The sequence below is a fragment of the Methanobrevibacter sp. genome (assembly GCF_045220775.1).
Taxonomy (GTDB): Archaea; Methanobacteriota; Methanobacteria; order Methanobacteriales; family Methanobacteriaceae; genus Methanocatella.
Window position 1 is genome coordinate 11,348 of sequence record NZ_JBGUWC010000115.1, and the last position, 22,101, is coordinate 33,448.

The 22,101-nt window shown below is 36.0% G+C and carries 19 protein-coding genes and 1 tRNA gene; 15 read left to right on the forward strand and 5 right to left on the reverse strand.

What is annotated here, in order from left to right; translation table 11 throughout:
* Positions 1–34 precede the first annotated feature (34 nt).
* Positions 35–3,028, reverse strand: coding sequence for a NosD domain-containing protein (locus ACJROP_RS07755; protein ID WP_406534899.1), 2,994 nt, complete (start codon positions 3,026–3,028; stop codon positions 35–37).
* Between the two features lie 332 nt (positions 3,029–3,360).
* On the opposite strand from ACJROP_RS07755, the gene ACJROP_RS07760 reads away from it, so the two are divergent.
* A complete protein-coding gene (locus ACJROP_RS07760; protein WP_406534900.1) occupies positions 3,361–5,103 on the forward strand; it encodes a right-handed parallel beta-helix repeat-containing protein in 1,743 nt (580 codons plus the stop codon).
* A gap of 45 nt (positions 5,104–5,148) precedes the next feature.
* The gene (locus ACJROP_RS07765; RefSeq protein WP_406534901.1) at positions 5,149–5,553 is read left to right on the forward strand and encodes a secondary thiamine-phosphate synthase enzyme YjbQ; all 405 of its coding nucleotides are present in this window, start codon (positions 5,149–5,151) and stop codon (positions 5,551–5,553) included.
* A 161-nt stretch (positions 5,554–5,714) separates the two neighbouring features.
* Here the strand turns inward: ACJROP_RS07765 and pheT are convergent, their stop codons facing one another.
* Both pheT and ACJROP_RS07775 read right to left on the reverse strand, forming a co-directional pair.
* Positions 5,715–7,373, reverse strand: coding sequence for a phenylalanine--tRNA ligase subunit beta (gene pheT / locus ACJROP_RS07770; protein WP_406534902.1), 1,659 nt, complete (start codon positions 7,371–7,373; stop codon positions 5,715–5,717).
* A gap of 24 nt (positions 7,374–7,397) precedes the next feature.
* On the reverse strand, positions 7,398–7,754 hold the full coding sequence (locus tag ACJROP_RS07775) for a hypothetical protein (RefSeq protein ID WP_406534903.1): 357 nt from the start codon (positions 7,752–7,754) through the stop codon (positions 7,398–7,400).
* Positions 7,755–7,910: 156 nt separating this feature from the next.
* On the opposite strand from ACJROP_RS07775, the gene ACJROP_RS07780 reads away from it, so the two are divergent.
* Positions 7,911–10,625: a valine--tRNA ligase gene (locus ACJROP_RS07780; RefSeq protein ID WP_406534904.1), complete on the forward strand. Its 2,715-nt coding sequence runs from the start codon at positions 7,911–7,913 to the stop codon at positions 10,623–10,625.
* Positions 10,626–10,695: 70 nt separating this feature from the next.
* On the opposite strand, the gene ACJROP_RS07785 is transcribed toward ACJROP_RS07780, so the two are convergent.
* Both ACJROP_RS07785 and ACJROP_RS07790 read right to left on the reverse strand, forming a co-directional pair.
* Positions 10,696–11,877 (reverse strand): tetratricopeptide repeat protein, encoded by a 1,182-nt coding sequence (locus ACJROP_RS07785; protein ID WP_406534905.1) that lies wholly within the window; start codon positions 11,875–11,877, stop codon positions 10,696–10,698.
* Positions 11,878–11,919: 42 nt separating this feature from the next.
* Complete coding sequence (locus ACJROP_RS07790; RefSeq protein ID WP_406534906.1) at positions 11,920–12,483, reverse strand: sugar O-acetyltransferase; 564 nt, start codon at positions 12,481–12,483, stop codon at positions 11,920–11,922.
* A gap of 44 nt (positions 12,484–12,527) precedes the next feature.
* Between ACJROP_RS07790 and aroA the strand changes: the two genes are divergently transcribed.
* From aroA to ACJROP_RS07850, 12 genes are all read left to right on the forward strand, one after another.
* Positions 12,528–13,844: a 3-phosphoshikimate 1-carboxyvinyltransferase gene (aroA, locus tag ACJROP_RS07795; protein ID WP_406534907.1), complete on the forward strand. Its 1,317-nt coding sequence runs from the start codon at positions 12,528–12,530 to the stop codon at positions 13,842–13,844.
* On the forward strand, positions 13,844–14,485 hold the full coding sequence (gene nth / locus ACJROP_RS07800) for an endonuclease III domain-containing protein (RefSeq protein ID WP_406534922.1): 642 nt from the start codon (positions 13,844–13,846) through the stop codon (positions 14,483–14,485). Before aroA ends, nth begins: the two co-directional genes overlap by 1 nt.
* Before the next feature lie 13 nt (positions 14,486–14,498).
* Positions 14,499–14,642 (forward strand): hypothetical protein, encoded by a 144-nt coding sequence (locus ACJROP_RS07805; RefSeq protein WP_406534908.1) that lies wholly within the window; start codon positions 14,499–14,501, stop codon positions 14,640–14,642.
* Between the two features lie 145 nt (positions 14,643–14,787).
* Positions 14,788–15,735 (forward strand): cysteine synthase A, encoded by a 948-nt coding sequence (cysK, locus tag ACJROP_RS07810; protein WP_406534909.1) that lies wholly within the window; start codon positions 14,788–14,790, stop codon positions 15,733–15,735.
* Positions 15,736–15,795: 60 nt separating this feature from the next.
* Positions 15,796–16,503 (forward strand): serine O-acetyltransferase, encoded by a 708-nt coding sequence (gene cysE, locus ACJROP_RS07815; protein ID WP_406534910.1) that lies wholly within the window; start codon positions 15,796–15,798, stop codon positions 16,501–16,503.
* A 12-nt stretch (positions 16,504–16,515) separates the two neighbouring features.
* Entirely contained in the window at positions 16,516–16,896 is a 381-nt protein-coding gene (locus ACJROP_RS07820) for a transcriptional regulator (protein WP_406534911.1), read from the forward strand.
* Between the two features lie 70 nt (positions 16,897–16,966).
* Positions 16,967–17,038, forward strand: a tRNA-Cys gene (locus ACJROP_RS07825).
* 32 nt (positions 17,039–17,070) lie between these two features.
* Entirely contained in the window at positions 17,071–18,420 is a 1,350-nt protein-coding gene (gene cysS / locus ACJROP_RS07830) for a cysteine--tRNA ligase (RefSeq protein WP_406534912.1), read from the forward strand.
* A 237-nt stretch (positions 18,421–18,657) separates the two neighbouring features.
* Entirely contained in the window at positions 18,658–19,953 is a 1,296-nt protein-coding gene (locus ACJROP_RS07835) for an O-acetylhomoserine aminocarboxypropyltransferase/cysteine synthase family protein (RefSeq protein ID WP_406534913.1), read from the forward strand.
* Positions 19,954–20,027: 74 nt separating this feature from the next.
* Positions 20,028–21,236, forward strand: coding sequence for a cysteine desulfurase family protein (locus tag ACJROP_RS07840; RefSeq protein WP_406534914.1), 1,209 nt, complete (start codon positions 20,028–20,030; stop codon positions 21,234–21,236).
* Between the two features lie 2 nt (positions 21,237–21,238).
* Entirely contained in the window at positions 21,239–21,610 is a 372-nt protein-coding gene (gene nifU / locus ACJROP_RS07845) for a Fe-S cluster assembly scaffold protein NifU (RefSeq protein ID WP_292749257.1), read from the forward strand.
* Between the two features lie 56 nt (positions 21,611–21,666).
* Positions 21,667–22,032 carry a desulfoferrodoxin family protein gene (locus ACJROP_RS07850; RefSeq protein ID WP_406534915.1) on the forward strand — a complete coding sequence of 122 codons (366 nt, stop codon included), beginning with the start codon at positions 21,667–21,669 and terminating at the stop codon, positions 22,030–22,032.
* Positions 22,033–22,101: the final 69 nt, after the last annotated feature.

Sequence of the window (22,101 nt, forward strand, 5' to 3'; positions counted from 1 at the left end):
AAAAGAAAAAGAAAATAAGTAATATAAAATTTACTTATTTTATTGTAATGTATTTAACTGTTTTACTGCTTGCTGAATAGTATTTGGTTGCAGTGTATTTAACAGTAGCTGCGTATTTACCTTTTTTAGTTAATTTGGTAATTTTGAAAGTAGCTTTACCATATTTATTGGTTGTTGCTGTGTATGTTTTACCTTTAACTTTAATGGTAACTTTAGCTTTATTGATAGGAGTCTTACCGGCTTTTAAAGTAATAGTGTATTTTTTGGTTTTTGTTTTAGCTTTAAAAGTCTTTTTAGCAGCAGTAATTTTGGTTGCTTGTTTTGTAACTTTAATGGTAACCTTTTTGGTGGTTGCTTTGTGTGTGTCATCACTGGCAAAGCTGATGGTTGCATATTTGGAACCGGTAGCAGTTGCTTTAAGAGTTACAGTAGCCACACCATTAGCATTTGTAGTTGCTTTGTAGTTTTTACCGTTGTAATTAATATTGATGTTTTTATTAGCTAAAGCATTTCCATTAGCATCTTTGAGAGTTACTGAATATTTGTAGCCTGAAACAATAGTTTTTAAGTAAACAGTTTTTCCAGCAGCAGTAAATGCACTATTAACTCTGTCATCATTAACAACAATTGTAGCTTCTGCATTACCTGCTTTGTTATAGTAATCACTTGCGGTGTGTACAGTAGCTGTGTAGTTTCCCGGTGTTAATGCTAAAGCAATAGATGCAATACCATTTTCATCAGTTACATTACTGTATGTATTGCCTGCAATTGTAACAGTAACAATTTTATTAGCAATTGCTTTTCCTTTACTGTCTTTTAAAGTGATTTCAAAGGTACCTTTTTTGTATCCAACAGTCACATCATTTGCAGTTAAGTTTACAGCTTGGGAATCTTTGTATATTCCATTTACTTTTTCTGAACCTTCATATCTGTATTCTGCTTGCACGATATAGTTTTCGAATGTTGGTGGGAATGGCAATTTATCTGGTTTGTAAGTATTTTGACCAATAGTTACATTATAATATTCACCACCAAGTAGAATGGCAATTCTGCTTCCGCTTAATGTATTATTAAAAATGTATTCGTTGCCTGAACCGTAACATGTGATTGAACTAATTTTTGAGTTTAAAATGGTGTTGCCATATACTTTGTGACCAAAAGAATGCAATAGATAGATTCCTTCTTTTGCACCGGTAACGGTATTGTTGAATACAATAACATTTTGTCCACCGGCTTTGAATCTCACATCAATTCCATGGTTTTTGGCATTTGTTACGGTATTATTAATAATAATAGATTCTTTAGATCCAAAACAAATAATTCCTGTTGTGTATTGGTTAGTTACAATGTTGTTTGTAATAATTGAATTTGGACACCCTCTTTGTTGATATCCAACAAAAATACCCCAAGAAGCGCCATTAACTTTACATCCTGTAACCGTAAGGTTTTTGCTGTTTTCAGCATAGATACATGCGGTTGTATATCCACGTTCACCCGGTTTGTTATATGAGGGGTAGTTAGAAATAATGTTTAAATCACTAATGACCGCACCAGTATTGTTTACAGAGTATAATACTGCACTATATGTAATTGCATATCCTGATTCATTAGTCTTTTTAGTTATTTTTTCAGGAATGGCATCTATATCCACTGTACTTAAACCTTTTAAAGTTGCATTGTTACCAATTATTTTAATGTTTTTGTCTATGTAAATGCAAATATCTTCTAATACTGCATTTTTTTCAAAGATTAATGTATCTCCATCATCCATTCCATCAATAGCTGCTTGAATTTGGCTGTTGCTCATTCCAGAACTTATTGTCACGTTAGTTCCAGTAGGTTTTAAAATAGCACCATAATCAACCACAACTTCGCTTGGAGTTTCAATTCCATTATACTCTACATAGGTTATATTGGATAAACCGCTATCAGTGTAAGTGCCCATCATTGCATCAGTACTTGCATAATCTCCTTTTGCTTCAGCAACATAGAATACAAAGGATGGTGGCATTGGTAACTGATCTAATTTCCATTCGTTTTCACCAATTGTGATATTGTTGTATCCGGTATAGGTACCTCCGACAGGTGCACCTCCACCTAAAAGAATACCTATTCTTGAATTTTGTAATTTATTATTTTTAATTGTAATATGGCTGGCACCACAACATGTAATTGAACTTAAAGTACAGTTAATTATTGTATTTCCGGTTACAGTATGCTTTGCTGAGTGTAACAAGTAAATACCTTCTTTGGAACCAATAACGGTATTGTTTAATATTTTTGCAGCAGGTCCAAGACCATGCCTTACATCAATACCATGGTTTTTAGCGTTTTTTACAGTATTATTTTTTATAGTGGTTCTTGGTGATTGGAAACTGAAAATCCCTGTAATTCCTTGATTCATGACTTTATTATTTTCTACAATAGTATCGGCACAATTCTGAAGCCAAATACCCCAGGAACATCCGTCAATTGTTGTGTTTGTAATTTTTGTGTTATTTGAGTAATAATTGTAGATTACACAGTTGCTGTATCTGGAATCAGCCCCCTTGTCTGTTCCGCTGTTCGCACCAGCAACGATATTTATATCTTTTAAAACTAAACCGTCTGTTTTAAGGATATATAATGTTGCAAGATTGGTAATAGCATATCCTCCATCAGTTGTTTTATTTTGGATTATTGGGTTTATTGTTGCGTTTGATAATTTGTCATAGCCGTATAGTGTTGCACCATTACCATTGATTGTAATGCTCTTATTTACATATAGGGAAACATTCTTATACTCTCCTTTTTCGAAGTTTAGAGTGTCTCCATCATTAAGACTGTTTATCTTTTCTTGAATTTGATCATTGGTGTCAGTAACATTAATTGTAACTTCAGTTGCAGTCAATACATCAGTATTTTCTACTTCTAGAATATCACTATCTGTACTATCGTCATCTGCTACAGTTTCTGCAGATACAATGCTTGCACTTAAAAATACGATTAATATTAACGAGATAGCCAATATTAAACTCTTTTTATTCATAATTTTCCTCTTTTCAATGATTTTATTTAATTACTTAAGTTTATAAATATGAAAAATTTTATCGATAAGTAATTAATTTTATATTGATTTTTATATTATTTAAATTGAAATGTCTTTAAATGTTGATATAACAATGTTAATATATTTTTTTTATTGTAATTATGGTTATATCGTTGTGATTTCTAAATATAATCATTGTTATATAAGTTAAATTTATATATGTTAGGCATCAAAATATAATTCGTTAATAAAATAAATATAATTGGATAATTTTTTTATTTATAAATGAAATTACCATTAATTATAAAAATAATCACTAGGAAGTTTTTAATATGGATAAAAAAGCATTTAATATTTTTTTCATATCATTATTGTTTTTATTCTTGCTTTCTCCAGCTCATGCTATGGATGTTCAGGATAACAATATGACTATTCTTTCTAGTGGAGATGCGTATAACACAATAACATCCAATTTGTCAAATGATGATATTCAGCTAAAGTTTGATAATGCAAATGATGGGGACACTTTTGAATTCACCGATGAGGAATATAATAATATCTCTTTGGTTGTAGACAAAAAGCTGAACATAATCTCCAAAAATAATAGCATAGTTTACGCATCTGGTCTGATAACTGATAAAGCCAAGAGTTTAGGAATAGACAAAACTTTTGGATTTTATTTTACACCCAATAGTGCGGGAAGCGTATTGTCAGGCATAACAATTATTGCTTCTGCTAGCGATTATGGTGTTGTTGTTGATAATACAAAGGATGTAAAAATTAAAGGCAATAACGTTGTTGGCGGAACAAATGGTCTGTTGGTAAAAAATTCTGATAAAATCACCATATCCAGTAATGATATTTCAAAAGCCAAAGGCGATGGTTTAAAGCTTCAAAATATTGCAAGCAGCCTAATCGAAAGCAACCATATTTCCTACAATAAGAAATCAGGTATTGAAGCTGCAAACATGTATTATTGTAATATTACTAATAATACAATTCACCATAATGGCTTAAATGGTATTACTGTAAATGGGGTGTCTTCCTATAACTTGATTAATCGAAACGATGTTTACGAAAATACCAATGGTATTTATATCAATTCCACATCATCCTATGAGGAAGTCAAATCAAACTCAATGACCAGCAATAGAAAGGATCCTCGTTCCAGTATGGGAGGATTTGAAACAGGTAACGGTTTTTTATTGGGTAGTGGATTTAAAAGTTCTGGAAAATCAATACTTAAAGTGGAATATAACTATTTGGCACACAATGAATTCTTCCAGGCTAAGAACTATTGGGAAAACGAAAATTATGAAATGGGACAGAACTGGTATGATTCCAATGACCCATCAAATACATTTGTATGCCCAAGACTTTTAGCTTCACTGATGAATTTGGATACATTATCAATCAGTAATACTTTAACCCTTCAGCTAAGGGATTCTTCAGGAAGGGCTGTCAATGAATTTGCAACATTCCAAACAACCGTTGAAGTTGATGGAAATCAGTATACCGTTACAGTCAATGATGGTCAAGCAACTGTCGTTAAAGATTTGGATCCAACAGTTGACCATGATGTTCGGGTTCAAATTGCTGGTGAGTTCTATAAATATGATTATAAGGCTTCTGGAGAGCAAGGTGAATCCACAGATTCAAGATCTTCTTCATCCGATGGGGAAACTGGTTCTCAAAGTTATAATGGGGATGATGGAACTTCTGATGTTAATGGGAATTCAAATTATCAAGGAAACTCCAATGGAGGAAATTCTTCAGGATCCCATATAGCAAATTCAGATGAATCCGGCAATTATGGAACAAACAGTTCCGATATTCCATCTCAAGATACTTCAGATATGGGCAAGGACGCATTATCTAATGGAGATTTGGATGCTGGAGATACTGGAAGCGGTGATGCTTCTAAGGAAGGAAAAGCATATGAAATTGTTCCTCCAGTTACAACTTCTAAAGAACTTACAAACACCTCAGGTCTTGTCGTATTGGCTATTGTATCTCTAATGGGTTGCCTAATCTATGGATATAGAAGCAAATATGATATGGATGAATTTGAATAGAATTTTCCTTTCTTTTTTTATATTAGAAATTACTAATTATTATTAATGACAGTCAAAACTCATTCTTTAAAAATCAATACTAACAAAAACTTTGAAATTATAGATATCACTTCTAAAATCAATGAATTGATTGATATTAATGAGGGCATCATTTCTATTTTCTCAAAACACTCAACTTCAGCCATTGTCGTTAATGAAAATGAGCAAGGATTATTAAGTGATTTTGAATTCATGCTTTCAAATCTTGTTACAGATAAATACAGCTATCAGCATGACAGGATTGACAATAATGCAAAGTCACACTTGAAATCATTTTTGCTTTCTTCAAGCGAGTGTCTGCCAGTAAAAAATTCAAAACTTGACTTAGGCACATGGCAATCAGTTTTTTTCATCGAATTAGATGGACCAAGAAGCTCAAGAACAATAACTTTGACAATGGTTGGTGAATAATTGAAGAAATGGACAATAATTTTAATAATTATCATAATCCTCTTATTGATTCTGATACTGATTTTCAATAATTATGATAGTTCGCCAGTGGTGAGTAATTTCTCCCAAACTGAAGTGCAGATGAGAAAATTGTGGTATTGAAAAAAAGAAAATTAAGGAATTCATTTGTTAATGAATTCGATTTCAAAAGCGATTACAGGATATTCCAATGTGAAATTGGTAATCACTTCAGGTGAAACTTCTCCAAAGAATCCTTTGATTATTCCTTTTTCGGCTTCACCGGTAACGTCAGCAACCCTTCCTTCAATGAAAGTCTTGTTTTCACTGTCAGATATTTCCATTGAATAACCCAAATTGCTTAAGACGCTTGTTACAATTGATTTTATTTCAGTAAAGTTAGCGGTAGAATGGCAAACCAATGCAGCCAATTTTTTAGAAGTTCTTGTTTTGTTTTCCTTTGTTTCATCAAGGTATAAGACATCTCCTATTTCGAATATTTTTTGAGGCAAGTCTTCATGTTTGTTGTCTTCTAAAAATTCCATCAGGCTATTGATTAAGCTGGTTCTGATCATGGTTCTGTCAATGGTAATTGGTCTTGCAACCTGCACATGATCTTCTTCCGGCTGGTTCATCTTTTCGTAATGTGCCTCTTCGTTTGTAAGCATCAAACTCATTACTTCCTGGAAGCCTAATGCAATCATTACTTCACGGATGGTTCCTTCTGCCTTAAACCAGTTGTTTTCGTATGCTACGGTATTGATGTCTGGAAGCTTTGCCACTACATCGTTGATGTGGTATTGCACTGCTATGTTTTCAACGATATCGACTTCATGCAAGATGTCTACCCTGTATGCGGGAATAATGGCTTTTACTTCATTGTCATCGATGATTTCAGCGTCAAAACGGGCTTTGAACAACAGTTCCTTAATGTCTTCTGCAGTAAGGTCTGTTCCACCAATGAGTTCATTTGCAGTATCTACATGAACATTCATCTCTTGAGGAGTCAAATCAGGGCTTACGATAGTTTTGTCAGCATATTGAACTTCCATGCTTTTGATTTGACCTCCGACTTCTGCAAAGGAACAGCAGATAATATTTAAAGCTTGATTTACTGCCCTTTCATCAGTTCCGGTTACATCAACAATAACGTTTTTGGTATCTTCCTTGATTTTGGTCAGTTCACCGTTGATGATTGGAGGCATTGATAAAACATTGTCGTCCTTATCAAGAATCAATGGATATTTATCGAAATTTTCTATCAAATGGGCATAAGCCTTACCCTTGTCATGTTCGGTGAGGATTTCATCAGGAGTCATTTCAGTATCTTTTTCCAAAGGAACGAATGCATTTGCATCTTTTGGTGTAGCAATGTATTTGAATGGAGCTTCAACAACATCAGCGTTATGGATACCGATGGCCACTTTTTTCCTGTCCCTTCCGATTACCCAGTGGAGGTTTTCCTGGAAGTCCATGATATATTTGAGTTTATCGCCAGTAAAATCAACATTATCAATCTTTGCAAATGCAATGTAAGGTCTGATATTTGCAACATCTTCATCTACAACGACAACTTCCCCAGATTCTTCGACTTTATAATCCGGAAAACCGACTTCTTGGCCAATGAATCCTTTAAAGGATCTGGCTACTCCTTCGACAGACAGGTTATCAGGTCTGTTAGGGAAGAATTCAACTTTGATTTCCTCATCATCAAAGTCTTCAATATCACTAGACATCATAGGTAAAGTGTCTATTAGCTCATCCTTATCCATATCTATTCCTAAATCTTTCAAATCTTGATACTTGAATGTAATAACTGGCATTTAATAACTCCATTAAATATTTTTTTAAAATCCAAAGAGTAAAATGAAAAATAGAGACTCTACAACGAAGTGCAGTGCTCTATGTTCTAATTCGCCCATGTTGCGTATGAAAACGGTATGGGTTACATCTACTACAAAATGAATCAGGGCCGCTAGAATTCCGATAGTTGGATTCAAGAAAACTACTGATATGACTACAAAATGGAATCCCGCTTCCATTATCTCATGCACTACCCAAGTCTGCCATGTGGAATGTGTAGATTGCTGGATTAAACCGCCCAGTACTATGTAAAAGTTATTTAGAACTTTCCACATGAGTGTAGTGTGCAATATATCACTTATAGCCAATACAATAGCAACATAAAACCATATCAAGTTCATTTTTCAACAGTCCTTTTTATTAATTGATAATATTAATAATTTGATTTTATTATATAATATACTTATCTATATTTGATATTTTTACTTAATATTTTTAAATAATAAACTACATATCTAATAATATTATTTTTATCTATATTTATTAGGAGAAAATTTATGTCAAACCAAGAGATTCCTAAAGACTATGACTTTAAAAAAGAAAGTGAATGGGAGCAGAAATGGGAAGATGAAAACGTCTACAAATACATTGGAGACGGGTCTCGTCCTAGATATGTTATCGACACTCCCCCACCATACCCAACAGGCGCAATTCATTTAGGCCACGTCCTTAATTGGGTTTACATTGATATGAACGCAAGATACAGAAGACAAAAAGGATTTGATGTCTTATTCCCACAGGGCTGGGATTGCCACGGTCTTCCAACTGAAGTGAAAGTTGAAGAGACCTACAACATTAAGAAAAATGATGTTTCAAGAGCACAATTCAGGGAGTATTGTATTGAGTTAACCTCTAAAAACATTGCAAGCATGAAAGCTGACATGAAAGCGATGGGTTATTCACAGGATTGGACTCGTGAGTTCGTTACAATGACTCCGGAATATATGAGAAAAACCCAATACTCATTTTTAAAAATGTATGAAGACGGATTGATTTATCAAGGAAAGCATCCGGTAAATTGGTGTCCACGTTGTGAGACAGCTATCGCTTTTGCGGAAGTCGAATACTCAGACAACACCACATTTTTAAACTATGTTAATTTCCCACCTGCTGTTGAAGATTCCTATGATGATATTGCATCCTCTCAAAGTTCAGGCAAGCAGGCTGACCCTAAAGAGGAAGGTATTTTAATTGCAACCACCCGTCCGGAATTGATGTCCGCTTGTGTGGCTGTTGTAATCCACCCGGAAGATGAAAGATACACTCATTTATTGGGAAAATATGTTGAAGTACCTCTTTCACATCAAAAGGTAAAAATCATTGCAGATGAAGAGGTAGATCCTGAATTCGGTACAGGTGCAGTAATGATTTGTACTTTTGGGGATAAAACTGACGTAAGCTGGGTTCAAAAATATGATTTGGAAGTCATTGACGTTATTGATGACACAGGCACATTAACAGCGGCTGCCGGAAGATATGAAGGAATGGACTTGCAAAGCTGTAAAAAGCAAACCATTGAAGACTTGGACGCTGAAGGTTACCTGTTGAAAAAAGAAGAAGTTGACCAAAATGTCGGGCAATGCTGGAGATGTAAAACTCCTGTTGAGATTCTTCTTAAGGAACAGTGGTTTGTTGCAGTAAGAGATTTGATTGAAAAAACCAAAGTCGCAGCAGATGAAATGAGATGGGTGCCAGACCACATGAAATCCCGTATGGTAAACTGGGCAGATTCCATGGAATGGGACTGGTGTATCTCAAGACAAAGAATATTTGCAACCCCTATTCCAGTATGGTACTGTAAAGACTGCGGTGCCGTAATATTGCCTGATGTTGAAGATTTACCAATTGATCCAACCGTAGACAAGCCAAAACATGCATGCGAATGCGGATGTGAAGAGTTTATTCCTGAAGTTGATGTATTGGACACATGGATGGATTCATCCATTTCACCACTATCCATCGCAGGATGGCCTGATGAAGATTACATTAATCATTTCCCATCAAATATCCGTCCGCAAGGACACGACATTATCCGTACATGGGCATTCTACACTACATTAAGATGCATTGCCTTAACTGGCCAGAAACCGTTTGATGACATTGTAATCAACGGTATGGTATTCGGTGAAGACGGAAACAAAATGAGTAAATCAAGACCTGAATTCGTTGTAGGTCCTGAAGAGGTCATTGAAAAATACGGTGCTGACCCTTTAAGAACTTGGGCTGCAAACAGTGTGCCTGGATCTGATGTAATATTCGATTGGAAAGACATCAAGCATGGATACAGATTCCTCAGAAAGTTCTGGAATGCGTTCAGATTCATCAGTATGCAAATCTTTGATGAAGAGGTGTCATATGAAGATGTTAAGGATAATCTCGGTCCAATCGATTTGTGGATTTTATCAAAACTCAATAACCTCAACATTACTGTAGACAATGCATTTGCAGACTACAACTTTGCAGAAACAATCACTTCAATCGAAAGGTTCTTCTGGCATGATTTCTGTGATGAATACATCGAAGCAGTAAAATACAGATTATACACAGATGTCTCCGATGAATCAAGAAGAGCTGCAAAATACACATTAAGGACAGTTGTTGAAACATCCTTGAAGCTATTGGCTCCGATTGCACCATTCTTCACAGAGGAAGTATATCAATACTTCTCAGATGAATCAATCCACACAACTTTATGGCCTGAAGTCTATGATGAGCTAATCAGTGAAGAAATGGAAGTTAAAGGTGAGACCACTGTTGAATTGATTGACGAAGTTAGAAGATTTAAATCAGCTTCCAAAATCCCATTGAATGCGGAATTGGCCGAAGTCAATGTATTCACTTCCGATGACTCATTAGTCGAAATCTTCAATGAATTCGATGATGACATTAGAGGTACCCTAAAAATCAAGGACTTGACCATTAGCCAAGGAAAACCTGAAGTTCATGAAAAAATCATTGAAGTGGAACCTGACATGTCTCAAATCGGACCGACATTCAAAAAGGACGCCGGCAAAATCATAGGTTATCTAAAATCAACTGGCATTGATGAAATAGGTTCTGTTTTAGAGGAAAACCATGAACTTGCAATCGGCGATATTGTAGTGCCTGAAGACATGTTGAACATCAAAAAGGAGATTGTTGGAGCATCAGGTAAAAAGGTTGATATCCTACAATCCGAAAAATTAGACATGATTGTTGAAGTAATTAGATAATTACTTCTCAAATTTCTTTTTTTTAAAAAAATAGTTAATAGCTATTAAAAATAGCTATTCTGAACATTAATTAAATTGTATTAACATTTACAGCATTCATTTTCACTTCATTTTTTGCTTTATCAAATCCTTCTTCAAGATAGAAACTGACACTAGTCATTTCACAAAATTCATCTTTAGGGCCTTTAAATTCATATTTTTTAAAGTAATAAGATTTTCCATCTTCCGCTTGAATGAATCCGGCTTTTCCGTGAGGCAAAATTTTACTGATTATTCCGTATTGCACATCTTGGTCTTTGTATTTCAATTCATTCCAAAAACCTTTAAGCTCCTTTTCGATTTTCCAGTATTCTGTATTTTCAGTATCTAGGCCGGCATTTTCTATTTCCTCTTTTAGCCTATCTTCAATGTTCCATTCCTTGTTGAGCCTAATGCTGTATTCCAGATATCTGTGTTTCAGTGCTTCTTCAGGATATTTGTCTTCAATCAAATCGGCAATTAAGGAGTAAACATTTACTTTGCTTTCGCTTGGAGCAGGGGTTAAAACTGCATCAATTGCATAGGATAGGGAGTTTTCAAAGTCTCCTTTGAAATAATAGCTGTTAGCCATTTCAGCTTTCACAAACCAATCAGGTTTTTTTGCAATCATCTTTTTAAGATAATCAATCGCTTCATCATATTCACCCAATTCGTTGGCGCATTTAGCCAATCTCCAGTTAAACCAGGTATCATCAGTCAGCTCTTCCAATTGGAGTGCCTCTTTTGATAGTTCATAGCATGTATCAATGTCGTCGAGTTTTAAGAGGGCTTTGGTCAATTGGCTGTAGTATTTCTCTTTGTTTGAAGGATATTTTCTTCCATTAAACTCGCTTGCTTTTGCACTTAAATAATCAGGGTTGATTTTTTCAGCCCACATCACAACCTCTTCGAAGTCATTGTTCTTATTCAATGCTTCAAGAACCTTTAAAATGGATAATGTATATGGACATGGATATTTGCTGTCTATTGATTGGTTTTGCTGTTTTTTAATTTCTGTAATCAACTCGGCATTTTCACATATTTCATCGATGTCCTCATTGTTTTTGATGTGTTTGTTGTATAAAACCCAACTGAAAGAGGTTTTATCGAATTCAGAGAATGCTTCGGGTGATTTTTCCCAAAATTCTTTATAAATCTCTTCAGCTTCGTCATTTTTGTTTTCCTTTTTGAATCTTTGTGCTAATTTCAATTTTTCTTTGGTAACGGCATCCATAATAACACAACCTAGTTAATATATACTTTGTTGTTATGTTATTTATAAATCATTTTCAAGTTCTTTGATAACTTTTGCCGGAACGCCGACTGCGAGTGAATTGTCCGGGATATCCTTGTTTACAACTGCCCCCGCACCAATTACAACATTGTTTCCAATAGTGACGCCTGGAAGAACGGTTACATTGGCACCTAGCCACACGTCATTGCCGATTGTTATTTCACTTGCTTGAGCCAGATGTTCGCGCCTGCCTTTAGGTGAAAGCGGATGGGTTACAGTAGTTATTGTTGTATTAGGGCCAATCATTACGTTATCACCAATATAAACTTCTTTGATATCTAGAATAGTTAAGTTAAAGTTTCCTGTAAAGTTATTTCCTATGAAAATGTTTTTGCCGTTATCGAAACAGAATCGTTTAGCTATCCAAACCTTCTCACCCACCGAACCTAAAATGGCAGTTAGAACCTCATGCTGTTTTTCTAAATCATCTTCATCAAGCGAATTAAAAATATTGGCATTTTCGATTGCTCTTAGTTTCATTAAGGAGATTTCTTCATCATCGTAGCAGTATTCAAGTCCTGCGTTCATTTTTTCTATTTCGTTCATAGTTAAATATATTATTAATTTTAACTAAAAATATTATTGATAGAATGATTCTTAAGGTAAAAAATATTTCAGAAATCGGAGGAGTTGTAAAGGCGCCCCCTTCCAAAAGTTATTCTCACAGGGCAGTCATTTTGGCTTCACTTGCAAAAGGTACTTCAAGACTTTATGACATGCTTTATTCGGAAGACACATTGGCATCCATTAGAGTTTGCGAAGCCTTAGGGGCTAAAATAAACAGGACTGACGAGTGTTTGGAGGTTGTCGGTACTGGCGGGAAACTGCATAATTCAAGTGAAACTCCAATCGATCTGGCAAATTCAGGAACTACCTTAAGGCTGATGACTTCTGTAGCTGCCTTAAGTGATAATGAGGTTACTTTAACTGGTGATGATTCCCTGCAAACCAGGCCTATGGGCTTGCTGATGGGTGCACTGCAGCCTTTAGGTGTAGAGACAGAATCATTGAAGGGCAATGATCAGGCACCTATACTGATTAAGCCAGGATATTTCGGCGGTGAGACCAACATTTATGGTAATGTCAGCTCACAGTTCATATCATCAATTCTTATATCATCACCTTTGTCTGAAGAGGGCGTTACATTATACGTTTTGCCTGAATTCAAATCAAGGCCATATGTCAACATGACATTGGACATCATGAGGAAATTCGGCGTCAAAACGCTTAAAGGTTATTATTTAAAGCATGAAAGTTGCGATAAGCAGCATCAAAGCTGCAGGATTGATGAGTTTAAGGTTAGAAAACAGGATTATACTGCATGCGATTATACTGTTGAGGGGGACTATTCATCAGCATCCTATCTTTTGGCATTGATAGCCATCAACGGCGGAAAAGCTAAAATCAAGAATTTATTTAGAAATTCCAAACAGGGAGATAAATATATTTTAGACATTCTACAGGCTATGGGCGCTAAGGTCGTTCGAGGTGAGGACTATGTTGAAATCGGTTCTGACGGCAATCTGAAAGCCATTGATGTGGATTTATCCAATGCTCCGGATTTGTTGATTACCGTAGCTGTTCTGGCTGCAATGGCTGAAGGAACGACCAATATCACAGGTGTTGCTCATGCAAGAGTAAAAGAGACTGATAGAATCGATACAACCTGCAGAGAGCTTGAGAAATTAGGCTGCAAATTGGAAGAAAGGGAAGATGGAATGAGCATAACAGGAGGAGTCACCTCAGGTGTTGTCGACTCTCATGGAGACCACAGGTTGGCAATGGCGTTTTCATTGATTGGCCTAAAGCATGACATTGAAATAACAAACGGAGAAGTATTTGATGTTTCCTTCCCGAATTTCATTGAGTCAATGGCACAGTTAGGATTTGAATTGGAGTTGGTATGATGAATAAGGAAGAAAGGGTAATTGAACTTATAAATCAGCTGGAAAATACCTTTGAAATTAGGACTTTTCTTGACCATGACCCTTACAAGGTATTGGTCAGGACAATCTTGTCTCAAAGAACAAGGGATGAAAATACCGATCAGGCTACTGAAAACTTATTCTCTAAATATAAGGACATTTATGAAGTTGTGGACGCTCCAATTGATGACGTTAAGGAGTTAATCAGGCCGGCTGGCTTTTATAATGTTAAGGCAGGTAGAATCCAGGAGGTTTCACAGATTTTGATTGACGAATACGGCGGTGAAGTTCCGGATACTGTAGAGGAGCTTGTCAAGCTTCCGGGTGTCGGCAGAAAAACCGCTAATTGCGTGATGGTGTTTGCCTTTGAGCTTCCTGCAATTCCGGTTGATACTCATGTTCACAGGATTTCAAACAGGTTGGGTTTGGTGGATACGAAAGATCCTGAAGATACTGAGGTTGAGCTTTGCAAAATCGCTCCTGAGGATTTATGGATTAAACTGAATGATTTGATGGTTCAATTCGGCCAGAATATCTGCAAACCAATAGGGCCTCAATGCGAGATTTGTCCTTGTACTGATATTTGCGATTATTTTAGTAAAAGCAATATAGATGAAAATTAGAGAGGTAATCTATATGGCAAAACCAATCGCTACAACCCCAATATTAAGGGGAAAAGAAGCCGAATTATTCTTAAAAGAAATGAAAAGACCAAACACCAAAAAAGAAGATGAAATTAAAGAAAGAATCAACAATGGTAGGCATGTTGATATCTTTTAAAATACTATTTTTTTAGTCATACCAAAACATTTATAAACTAAAACAATGTTATATAACAATAGTTATAATAACAAGTGTTATATAACTTTTTAAAATAACCCTTTAATATGCCTTAAAACATATAAATATATAGGAGAATCAAATTATGGCAAATATTCCAGAATTAAAAAGAGGAGTTTTAGACAGCATTACAGATGCTATTGGAAACACTCCAATTGTAAGATTAAACAATTTAACTAAAGACTTAGAAGCGGAAGTAGATGTAAAGGTAGAATCATTCAACCCAACCGGAAGTGTAAAAGACAGGGTTGCAGTTGCAATGATTGAAGATGCAGAAGAAAAAGGTTTGCTTAAGCCTGGTGCAACCATTATCGAACCTACCAGTGGAAACACAGGTATTGGTCTTGCATTTGCGGCAGCTGCAAAAGGTTATAAATTAATTATAACTATGCCTGAAACCATGTCCATTGAAAGAAGGAAATTCGTGAGCGTTTTAGGTGCGGAAATTGTCTTAACTCCTGGTGCTGATGGAATGGGTGGAGCTATTGCAAAAGCTAAGGAACTTAACGAGGAAACTGAGGGATCTATTATCTTAGGTCAATTCGACAATCCTGCTAACGTAAAAATCCATGCTGAAACCACTGCCCAAGAAATTTTAAGAGACACTGAAGGAAAAGTTGACATTGTAATTGGTGGTGTAGGTACTGGTGGAACAATTACTGGAATCGGTAAAGTATTGAAAGAAGAAGTTCCAGGTGTTAAAATAGTTGCAGTTGAACCGAAAGATTCCCAAACCTTAGGTAAAGGTGTAAAAGGACCTCACAAAATCCAAGGTATCGGTGCAGGATTTGTTCCTTCAATCTATGATTCCAGCGTAATCGATGAAATCATTCCGGTTGCAAATAAAGATGCAGGAAACACTTTACTTGCACTTGCTCGTGAAGAAGGTATATTCTCAGGCATATCCTCTGGAGCTGCAACTTGGGCTGCTTTAGAATTAGCTAAAAAAGAAGAAAACAAAGGTAAAAGAATAATAGCTATCTTACCGGACAATGGTGAAAGATATCTCTCCGTAGACTGGTTATTTGAATAAGAATAACTATATATACCATATGTTATAATATTTTAATTGTAAACTTTAGAGGTATATCAAATGTTTCAAGATTTAAGGGATGAAATCAAAGCTATTAAACAAAAGGATCCGGCTGCCAGATCTACATTAGAGATTTTCTTGTGCTATCCTGGATTTTATGCTCTATTGTTCCATAGGGTAAGTCATTGGCTATGGAATCATTCTTTAAAGCTTTTAGCTCGTATGAATTCCAATTTAGCAAGATTTATCACAGGAATTGAAATTCATCCTGGCGCAACATTTGGTAAAAGAGTTTTCATTGATCACGGAATGGGTGTTGTTGTTGGAGAAACAGCGGTAGTTGGTGATGATGTATTGCTTTATCAAGGAGTGATTCTTGGCGGTACCAGTACTGAAAAAACCAAAAGACACCCGACACTTGAGCGCGGAGTAATCGTTGGTGCCGGCGCTAAGGTAATGGGTAACATTACTATTGGGGAATACTCCAAAATAGGTACCGGTGCTGTTGTGCTGAAGGATGTTCCTCCGGAATCAACTTGTGTTGGTGTTCCAGGCCGTATTGTCAAATGTAAAGGAGTTTCCTACAAAGAAGTTGACCTTAACCACGGAAAACTTCCAGACCCTGTTGCTGATGCAATCAGAACTCTTGAAAAACACCTCAAAGAAAATGATCAACAAATCAGAATCTTATTTGAGAAAAATGAGATTTGCTTAACAGATGATATTCGAGATGAACAAGAAGAATTAGAGGATTTGTTTAAAAAATAGAAGGGATTTTTTATGAAACCACCTTGTGAAATCGTTGTATGGTATGTAATACCAGCTATTAGATCAGAATTAGCAAAGGAACTTTTAAATTTAGGAATGAGGCAGAAAGATGTTTCTGAACTCATGGACATTACTCAGCCTGCGGTATCACAATATATTACTGATAAACGTGGAAGCGGAATCAAGCTCGATGACAATGTCAGAAAAATGATTCAGGACTTTGCCCAAGAATTGGCAGACGGAACAGCTACAAAAGCCCAATTGATTGGAAGGACATGCGCAATATGCAAACATGTTGAAACTGCAGATGTTTTGGAGCAGCTTAACATTGACAAGTCTGAGCTTGGTGAGGATTGCCAATCTTGTTTAGGTTCCGAAGCTAGTAATTGCTAAAAATATTGGGATTTATAGTAAACTATTTAAACTATTAATAACCAATATTTTAATATCCTATTATTTTAATGGCAAGTTTACCGAGTGGCTTAGGTGCGTGGCTGCAGACCATGATACGGGGGTTCAAATCCCTCACTTGCCTTTTACAATTACTATTTTTCGAGGTTATTTTTTATGGACGTCTATTCAACTTTAACTCGTAGTAAAGAGACTTTTGAAACTATTAATAAAAATAGAGTTAACTTATTTGTTTGCGGTCCTACCGTTTATGATGATGCTCATATAGGTCATGGAAGAACATACATTTCCTTTGATACAATAAAAAGATATTTGGAATACAGCGGATATGCCGTATTTTATATTCAAAATATCACTGATATTGATGATAAAATCATTAACAGGTCAAAGGAAAGCGGAATTCCAGCAAATGAATTAGCTCGCAAGTTTGAGAAAAGATACATTGAAGACATGAACAAATTGAACGTCAATGGCGTTAATCTATTTGCAAGAGCAACCGACCATGTTGATGAAATTTTGGATCAGATTCAAAGATTGATTGATAAGGGTTTTGCCTATGAAACCGAAGATGGGGTTTACTTTGAAATTGACAAATTCCCTGAATTCGGTAAATTGTCAAACAGGAATGTTGAAGAGCTTGAATCCCACAGGGATTTGGCCGATACAACCAAGAAAAACCCTCAGGATTTTGCATTATGGAAAAAACGTGAAGGCGTAGACGAGCCTACCTGGCCATCCCCATGGGGAGACGGAAGGCCTGGTTGGCACATTGAAGATACTGCAATCACCGAGTACTACTTCGGTCCGCAATACGATGCCCACGGTGGAGGATTAGATTTAATATTCCCACACCACGAAGCGGAAATCACTCAAATGGAAGCTGTTTCAGGCAAAGCTCCAATGGTCAAATTCTGGCTGCACACAGGATTTTTAAACGTTAATGGAGAAAAAATGTCAAAATCCTTGAATAACTTCATCACTATCCGTGATTTGCTTAAGGATTATGAAGCCGAAACCTTCAGGTTCTTTGTTTTGTCAACCCACTACAGAAGTCCGATTGACTTTTCAAAAGATTCACTTCACCAATCCGAAAAAAGCTTGGACAGAATCAGAAAATACTATGACCTTTTAGATGTTGAAGTTACAGAGGAATTTGAATCTGACTATGAAGTATTGGATAAATGGACAACTGAATTCTTTGACAGTATGGATGATGACTTCAATACTCCAAAGGCTATTGCAGCTATCTTTGGTTTGATTAATGATTCTAAAAATGAATTAGATAATTTGGGTGTTGAAGATAAAATTGCTATTAAAGCATTTTTAGATGATGCAGCTCATATTTTCGGTGTTAGCTTTGTATCTGAAGAAGTCAATGCAGGTTCCGATGATTTGCTTGAATTGATTTCAGAAGTTAGATCTGAATTGAGAGCTAACAAACAATATGATTTATCTGATAAAATCAGATCAGACCTACAAAGTTTAGGTTATGAGATAAATGATTAGGAGAGTTCATCTCTCTTTTTTATACTTTTTTTTAAATATTTCTTTTAATAAATATAACAACCTTTATATACTAAAAATAACACATGTTATAACAGAATAAGTTTATCTTATTCGTCTATTTTTGAGTTGGTATTTTTAGGCATACCAAAACATTTATATATTAACAATAACAATTGTTATATAGTGAATATAACACGTGATATATTTTACTGAAATCAATTATAAAGGTGATTATTAATGACAGATAAAAATTACAGATTGGCAACATTAGGCGTACGTGCAGGACAAACTCCAGACCCCGCAACAGGGGCACAGGCGGTTCCGATTTATCAAACCACTTCATATGTATTTAAAGACTCTGACGAGGCTGCAAGAAGATTCGCCCTTCAAGAATTTGGACAAATTTATTCCAGATTAACTAACCCTACCAGTGATGTATTTGAAGCAAGAATTGCTGCTATCGAAGGCGGTAACTCTGGTATTTCAACATCAAGTGGTCTTGCAGCAATTTCATATGCAATATTAAACGTAACCGAACCTGGAGACAACATCGTTTCAGCAGACAACCTTTACGGTGGAACATACCAATTATTCAATTACACTTTCAGGGATCTTGCAAGGGAAGTCAAGTTCGTTGACTCTCAAGATTTACAGGCATTTGAAGATGCAATCGATGAAAAGACCAAGGCAATCTATGTCGAATCAATCGGAAACCCTAAATTGGACGTCCCTGACTTTGAAGCACTTGCAGAAATCGCACACTCACATGACATTCCATTGATTGTGGACAACACTGTCGGTGTAGGATTGGTAAGGCCATTGGAACATGGGGCTGATGTCATTGCAGCATCCGCAACCAAATATGTCGGCGGTCACGGTACTGCAGTCGGAGGATATATCGTCGATTCAGGTAAATTCAACTGGGGAAACGGCAAGTTTGCAAACTTTACCAGCCCGGATCCAAGTTACCATGGAATAGTATTCTGGGATTCATTCGGAGATGTGCCGGGACTTGGAAACATTGCATTTACAGTAAGGGCAAGAGCAAGACTTTTAAGAGATCTTGGAGCAACCCAAGCACCAGTACACAGCTTCATTTTCCTGCAAGGGCTTGAAAGCTTGGATGTACGTGTAAAAAGACACTCTGAAAATGCTCTAAAAGTAGCAAAATTCTTAGAATCACACCCTAAAGTAAAATGGGTTAACTATCCTGGATTGGAATCACATCCAACCTATGAAATCAACAAAAAATACCTTAAAGACCACTTCGCAGGCATCTTAGGATTTGGTGTAGAAGGCGGAGAGGAAGCAGGAAGAAAAGTTATAGAAAAATTAGAGCTATTCTCAATCCTTGCAAATATCGGTGATGCAAAAAGTCTTGCAATTCACCCGGCAAGTACAACTCACCAGCAATTGACTCCAGAAGAGCAGGAAGCTACTGGTGTTACACCTGACTTTATCAGACTTTCCATTGGTCTTGAGGATGTTGATGACTTGATTGAAGATTTAAGTCAAGCATTAGATAGTATCTAAGTTACTATCTAATCACTTTAAATATTTATATTAAAACATTAAAATTAATAAAAAAACAATTGGGAGATAAAGAAATGTATTTGGACAACTCAGCAACCACTCAAGTTAGTGATGAAGTTTTTAAAGAGATGGAACCTTATTTCACAAAAGAATTTGGAAATCCTTCCACTCTTTACAGTATTGGCCGTGAATCAAAAAAAGCATTAAATTTAGCCCGCCAAAGAGTGGCTGATGCAATAAATGCTAAACCGGAAGAAATTATTTTCACAAGCGGAGGATCAGAATCTGATAATTTGGCTATTAAGGGGTTAGCTTTCAAATTAAGAAATAGGGGAAATCACATCATTACAACAGAAATTGAACACCCTGCTGTAAGAGACACCCTATACTTTTTAGAATCCATTGGCTATGATGTTACCTATTTGCCGGTATACGAAAACGGTATCATCAAAGTGGAGGATTTGGAAGATGCAATAACCGATGAGACAATATTGATTACCATCATGCATGGTAACAATGAAATCGGTACAATCCAACCGATCGAAGAGATTGGAAAAATCGCTCGTGAAAGGAAAATCAAATTCCACACCGATGCTGTTCAGACTTTCGGTAAGATTGAAGTGGATGTTGAGAAATTAAACGTCGATTTATTGTCTTTATCTTCACATAAAATCAATGGTCCAAAAGGTGTTGGAGCATTGTACATTAAAAAAGGAACTCGTGTCGAACCTCTCATTCATGGAGGGGGTCAGGAAAGAGGAATCAGATCTGGAACAGAAAATGTCCCGGGAATCGTCGGATTCGGTAAAGCCTGCGAGTTGGCTTCCAAAAATCTAGATGAACACTATGAAAAATTAATTTCCATCAGGGATGAACTGATTGAAAAAGTGTTGGCCACAATTCCTGAAGCATACGTAAACGGAGACATGGAACACAGGTTACCAAACCTCGTTAACTTCAGATTTAAGGCTATTGAAGGGGAATCATTAATCCTTTTACTTGATGCTAAAGGTTATCAGGCTTCAACCGGTTCAGCATGTTCATCAAATAAGCTTGAAGCTTCACCAGTTCTCACAGCTTTAGGTCTTGACCCTGTTGATGTTCATGGATCTTTAAGAATCTCACTTGCTCCTGAAAGCGACAGTTTTGATGTTGATGAATTTGTAAACGTTATTGCAGAATCCGTTTCCAGATTAAGACAAATGTCTCCTTTATGGAATCAGGAATTGGATTATGATGGCGTAATGTGTAAAAAACACGGTGATGACTGTAGGATGTGTTAATTATGGATTATTCAGAAAAAGTAATGGATCACTTTGCAAACCCAAGAAACTGTAGAATGATGGAAGACGCTAACGGTGTCGGAACCGTTGGAAACCCAACCTGTGGGGACTTGATGACCATTTACATCAAAGTTGAAGATGATGTAATTCAGGATATTTCTTTCCAGACATTCGGTTGCGGAGCAGCTATTGCAACAAGCAGCATGATTACTGAAATTGCAGTTGGAAAAACTTTAGAAGAAGCTTTGCAGATATCCAGAAATGATGTTGCAGAAGAGCTTGACGGTCTTCCACCTATCAAGATGCACTGTTCCAACCTTGCGGCAGACGGGCTTCAGGCAGCTATTGAAAACTATTACGAAACAAATCAATAGTAATAAATACTTTGTTTAATAAAGTATCTTTAACTCATATAAGGAGATGTTTTATTATGGTAAAAATATTAAAATGTGACGACTGTGGAAGTATTGTTCAACTTTTAGTTAAAGGTGATGCAAAAACATGTTCCGAACACATGCTCGAATTCCCTATACAAACTGAAGGGGAAAAAGCTCCAAAACACAAACCAGTAGTTGAAATCGATGGTAATGACATTACCGTTAAAGTCGGTGAAGCAGCTCATCCAATGGATGAAGACCACTACATTCAATTTATACTTGTTGAATCTGATTGTGAACATTACATTAAATTCTTGGAACCTGGTGATGCTCCAGAAGCAAGCTTCACTATTAACTGCACAAAAGATCTTGTTGTATTAGCATTCTGTAACCAACACGGTCTTTGGTCATACGAATAGGTTTGAAATTCATTTTCAAACTTCTTTTTTTATTTATTTTTCCATGAAAAATTTTAATTACTGGTTTTT

Bases quoted from the DNA above. Each gene is read 5' to 3' on its own strand.
- aroA (WP_406534907.1), top strand. From the start codon at position 12,528: ATGATTCTTAAGGTAAAAAATATTTCAGAAATCGGAGGAGTTGTAAAG.
- ACJROP_RS07850 (WP_406534915.1), top strand. From the start codon at position 21,667: ATGGTAAAAATATTAAAATGTGACGACTGTGGAAGTATTGTTCAACTT.
- ACJROP_RS07775 (WP_406534903.1), bottom strand. From the start codon at position 7,754: ATGAACTTGATATGGTTTTATGTTGCTATTGTATTGGCTATAAGTGAT.
- ACJROP_RS07820 (WP_406534911.1), top strand. From the start codon at position 16,516: ATGAAACCACCTTGTGAAATCGTTGTATGGTATGTAATACCAGCTATT.
- ACJROP_RS07765 (WP_406534901.1), top strand. From the start codon at position 5,149: ATGACAGTCAAAACTCATTCTTTAAAAATCAATACTAACAAAAACTTT.
- cysK (WP_406534909.1), top strand. From the start codon at position 14,788: ATGGCAAATATTCCAGAATTAAAAAGAGGAGTTTTAGACAGCATTACA.
- ACJROP_RS07790 (WP_406534906.1), bottom strand. From the start codon at position 12,483: ATGAACGAAATAGAAAAAATGAACGCAGGACTTGAATACTGCTACGAT.
- ACJROP_RS07805 (WP_406534908.1), top strand. From the start codon at position 14,499: ATGGCAAAACCAATCGCTACAACCCCAATATTAAGGGGAAAAGAAGCC.
- ACJROP_RS07755 (WP_406534899.1), bottom strand. From the start codon at position 3,028: ATGAATAAAAAGAGTTTAATATTGGCTATCTCGTTAATATTAATCGTA.
- nifU (WP_292749257.1), top strand. From the start codon at position 21,239: ATGGATTATTCAGAAAAAGTAATGGATCACTTTGCAAACCCAAGAAAC.
- ACJROP_RS07780 (WP_406534904.1), top strand. From the start codon at position 7,911: ATGTCAAACCAAGAGATTCCTAAAGACTATGACTTTAAAAAAGAAAGT.
- nth (WP_406534922.1), top strand. From the start codon at position 13,844: ATGAATAAGGAAGAAAGGGTAATTGAACTTATAAATCAGCTGGAAAAT.
- cysS (WP_406534912.1), top strand. From the start codon at position 17,071: ATGGACGTCTATTCAACTTTAACTCGTAGTAAAGAGACTTTTGAAACT.
- ACJROP_RS07760 (WP_406534900.1), top strand. From the start codon at position 3,361: ATGGATAAAAAAGCATTTAATATTTTTTTCATATCATTATTGTTTTTA.
- ACJROP_RS07785 (WP_406534905.1), bottom strand. From the start codon at position 11,877: ATGGATGCCGTTACCAAAGAAAAATTGAAATTAGCACAAAGATTCAAA.
- ACJROP_RS07835 (WP_406534913.1), top strand. From the start codon at position 18,658: ATGACAGATAAAAATTACAGATTGGCAACATTAGGCGTACGTGCAGGA.
- ACJROP_RS07840 (WP_406534914.1), top strand. From the start codon at position 20,028: ATGTATTTGGACAACTCAGCAACCACTCAAGTTAGTGATGAAGTTTTT.
- cysE (WP_406534910.1), top strand. From the start codon at position 15,796: ATGTTTCAAGATTTAAGGGATGAAATCAAAGCTATTAAACAAAAGGAT.
- pheT (WP_406534902.1), bottom strand. From the start codon at position 7,373: ATGCCAGTTATTACATTCAAGTATCAAGATTTGAAAGATTTAGGAATA.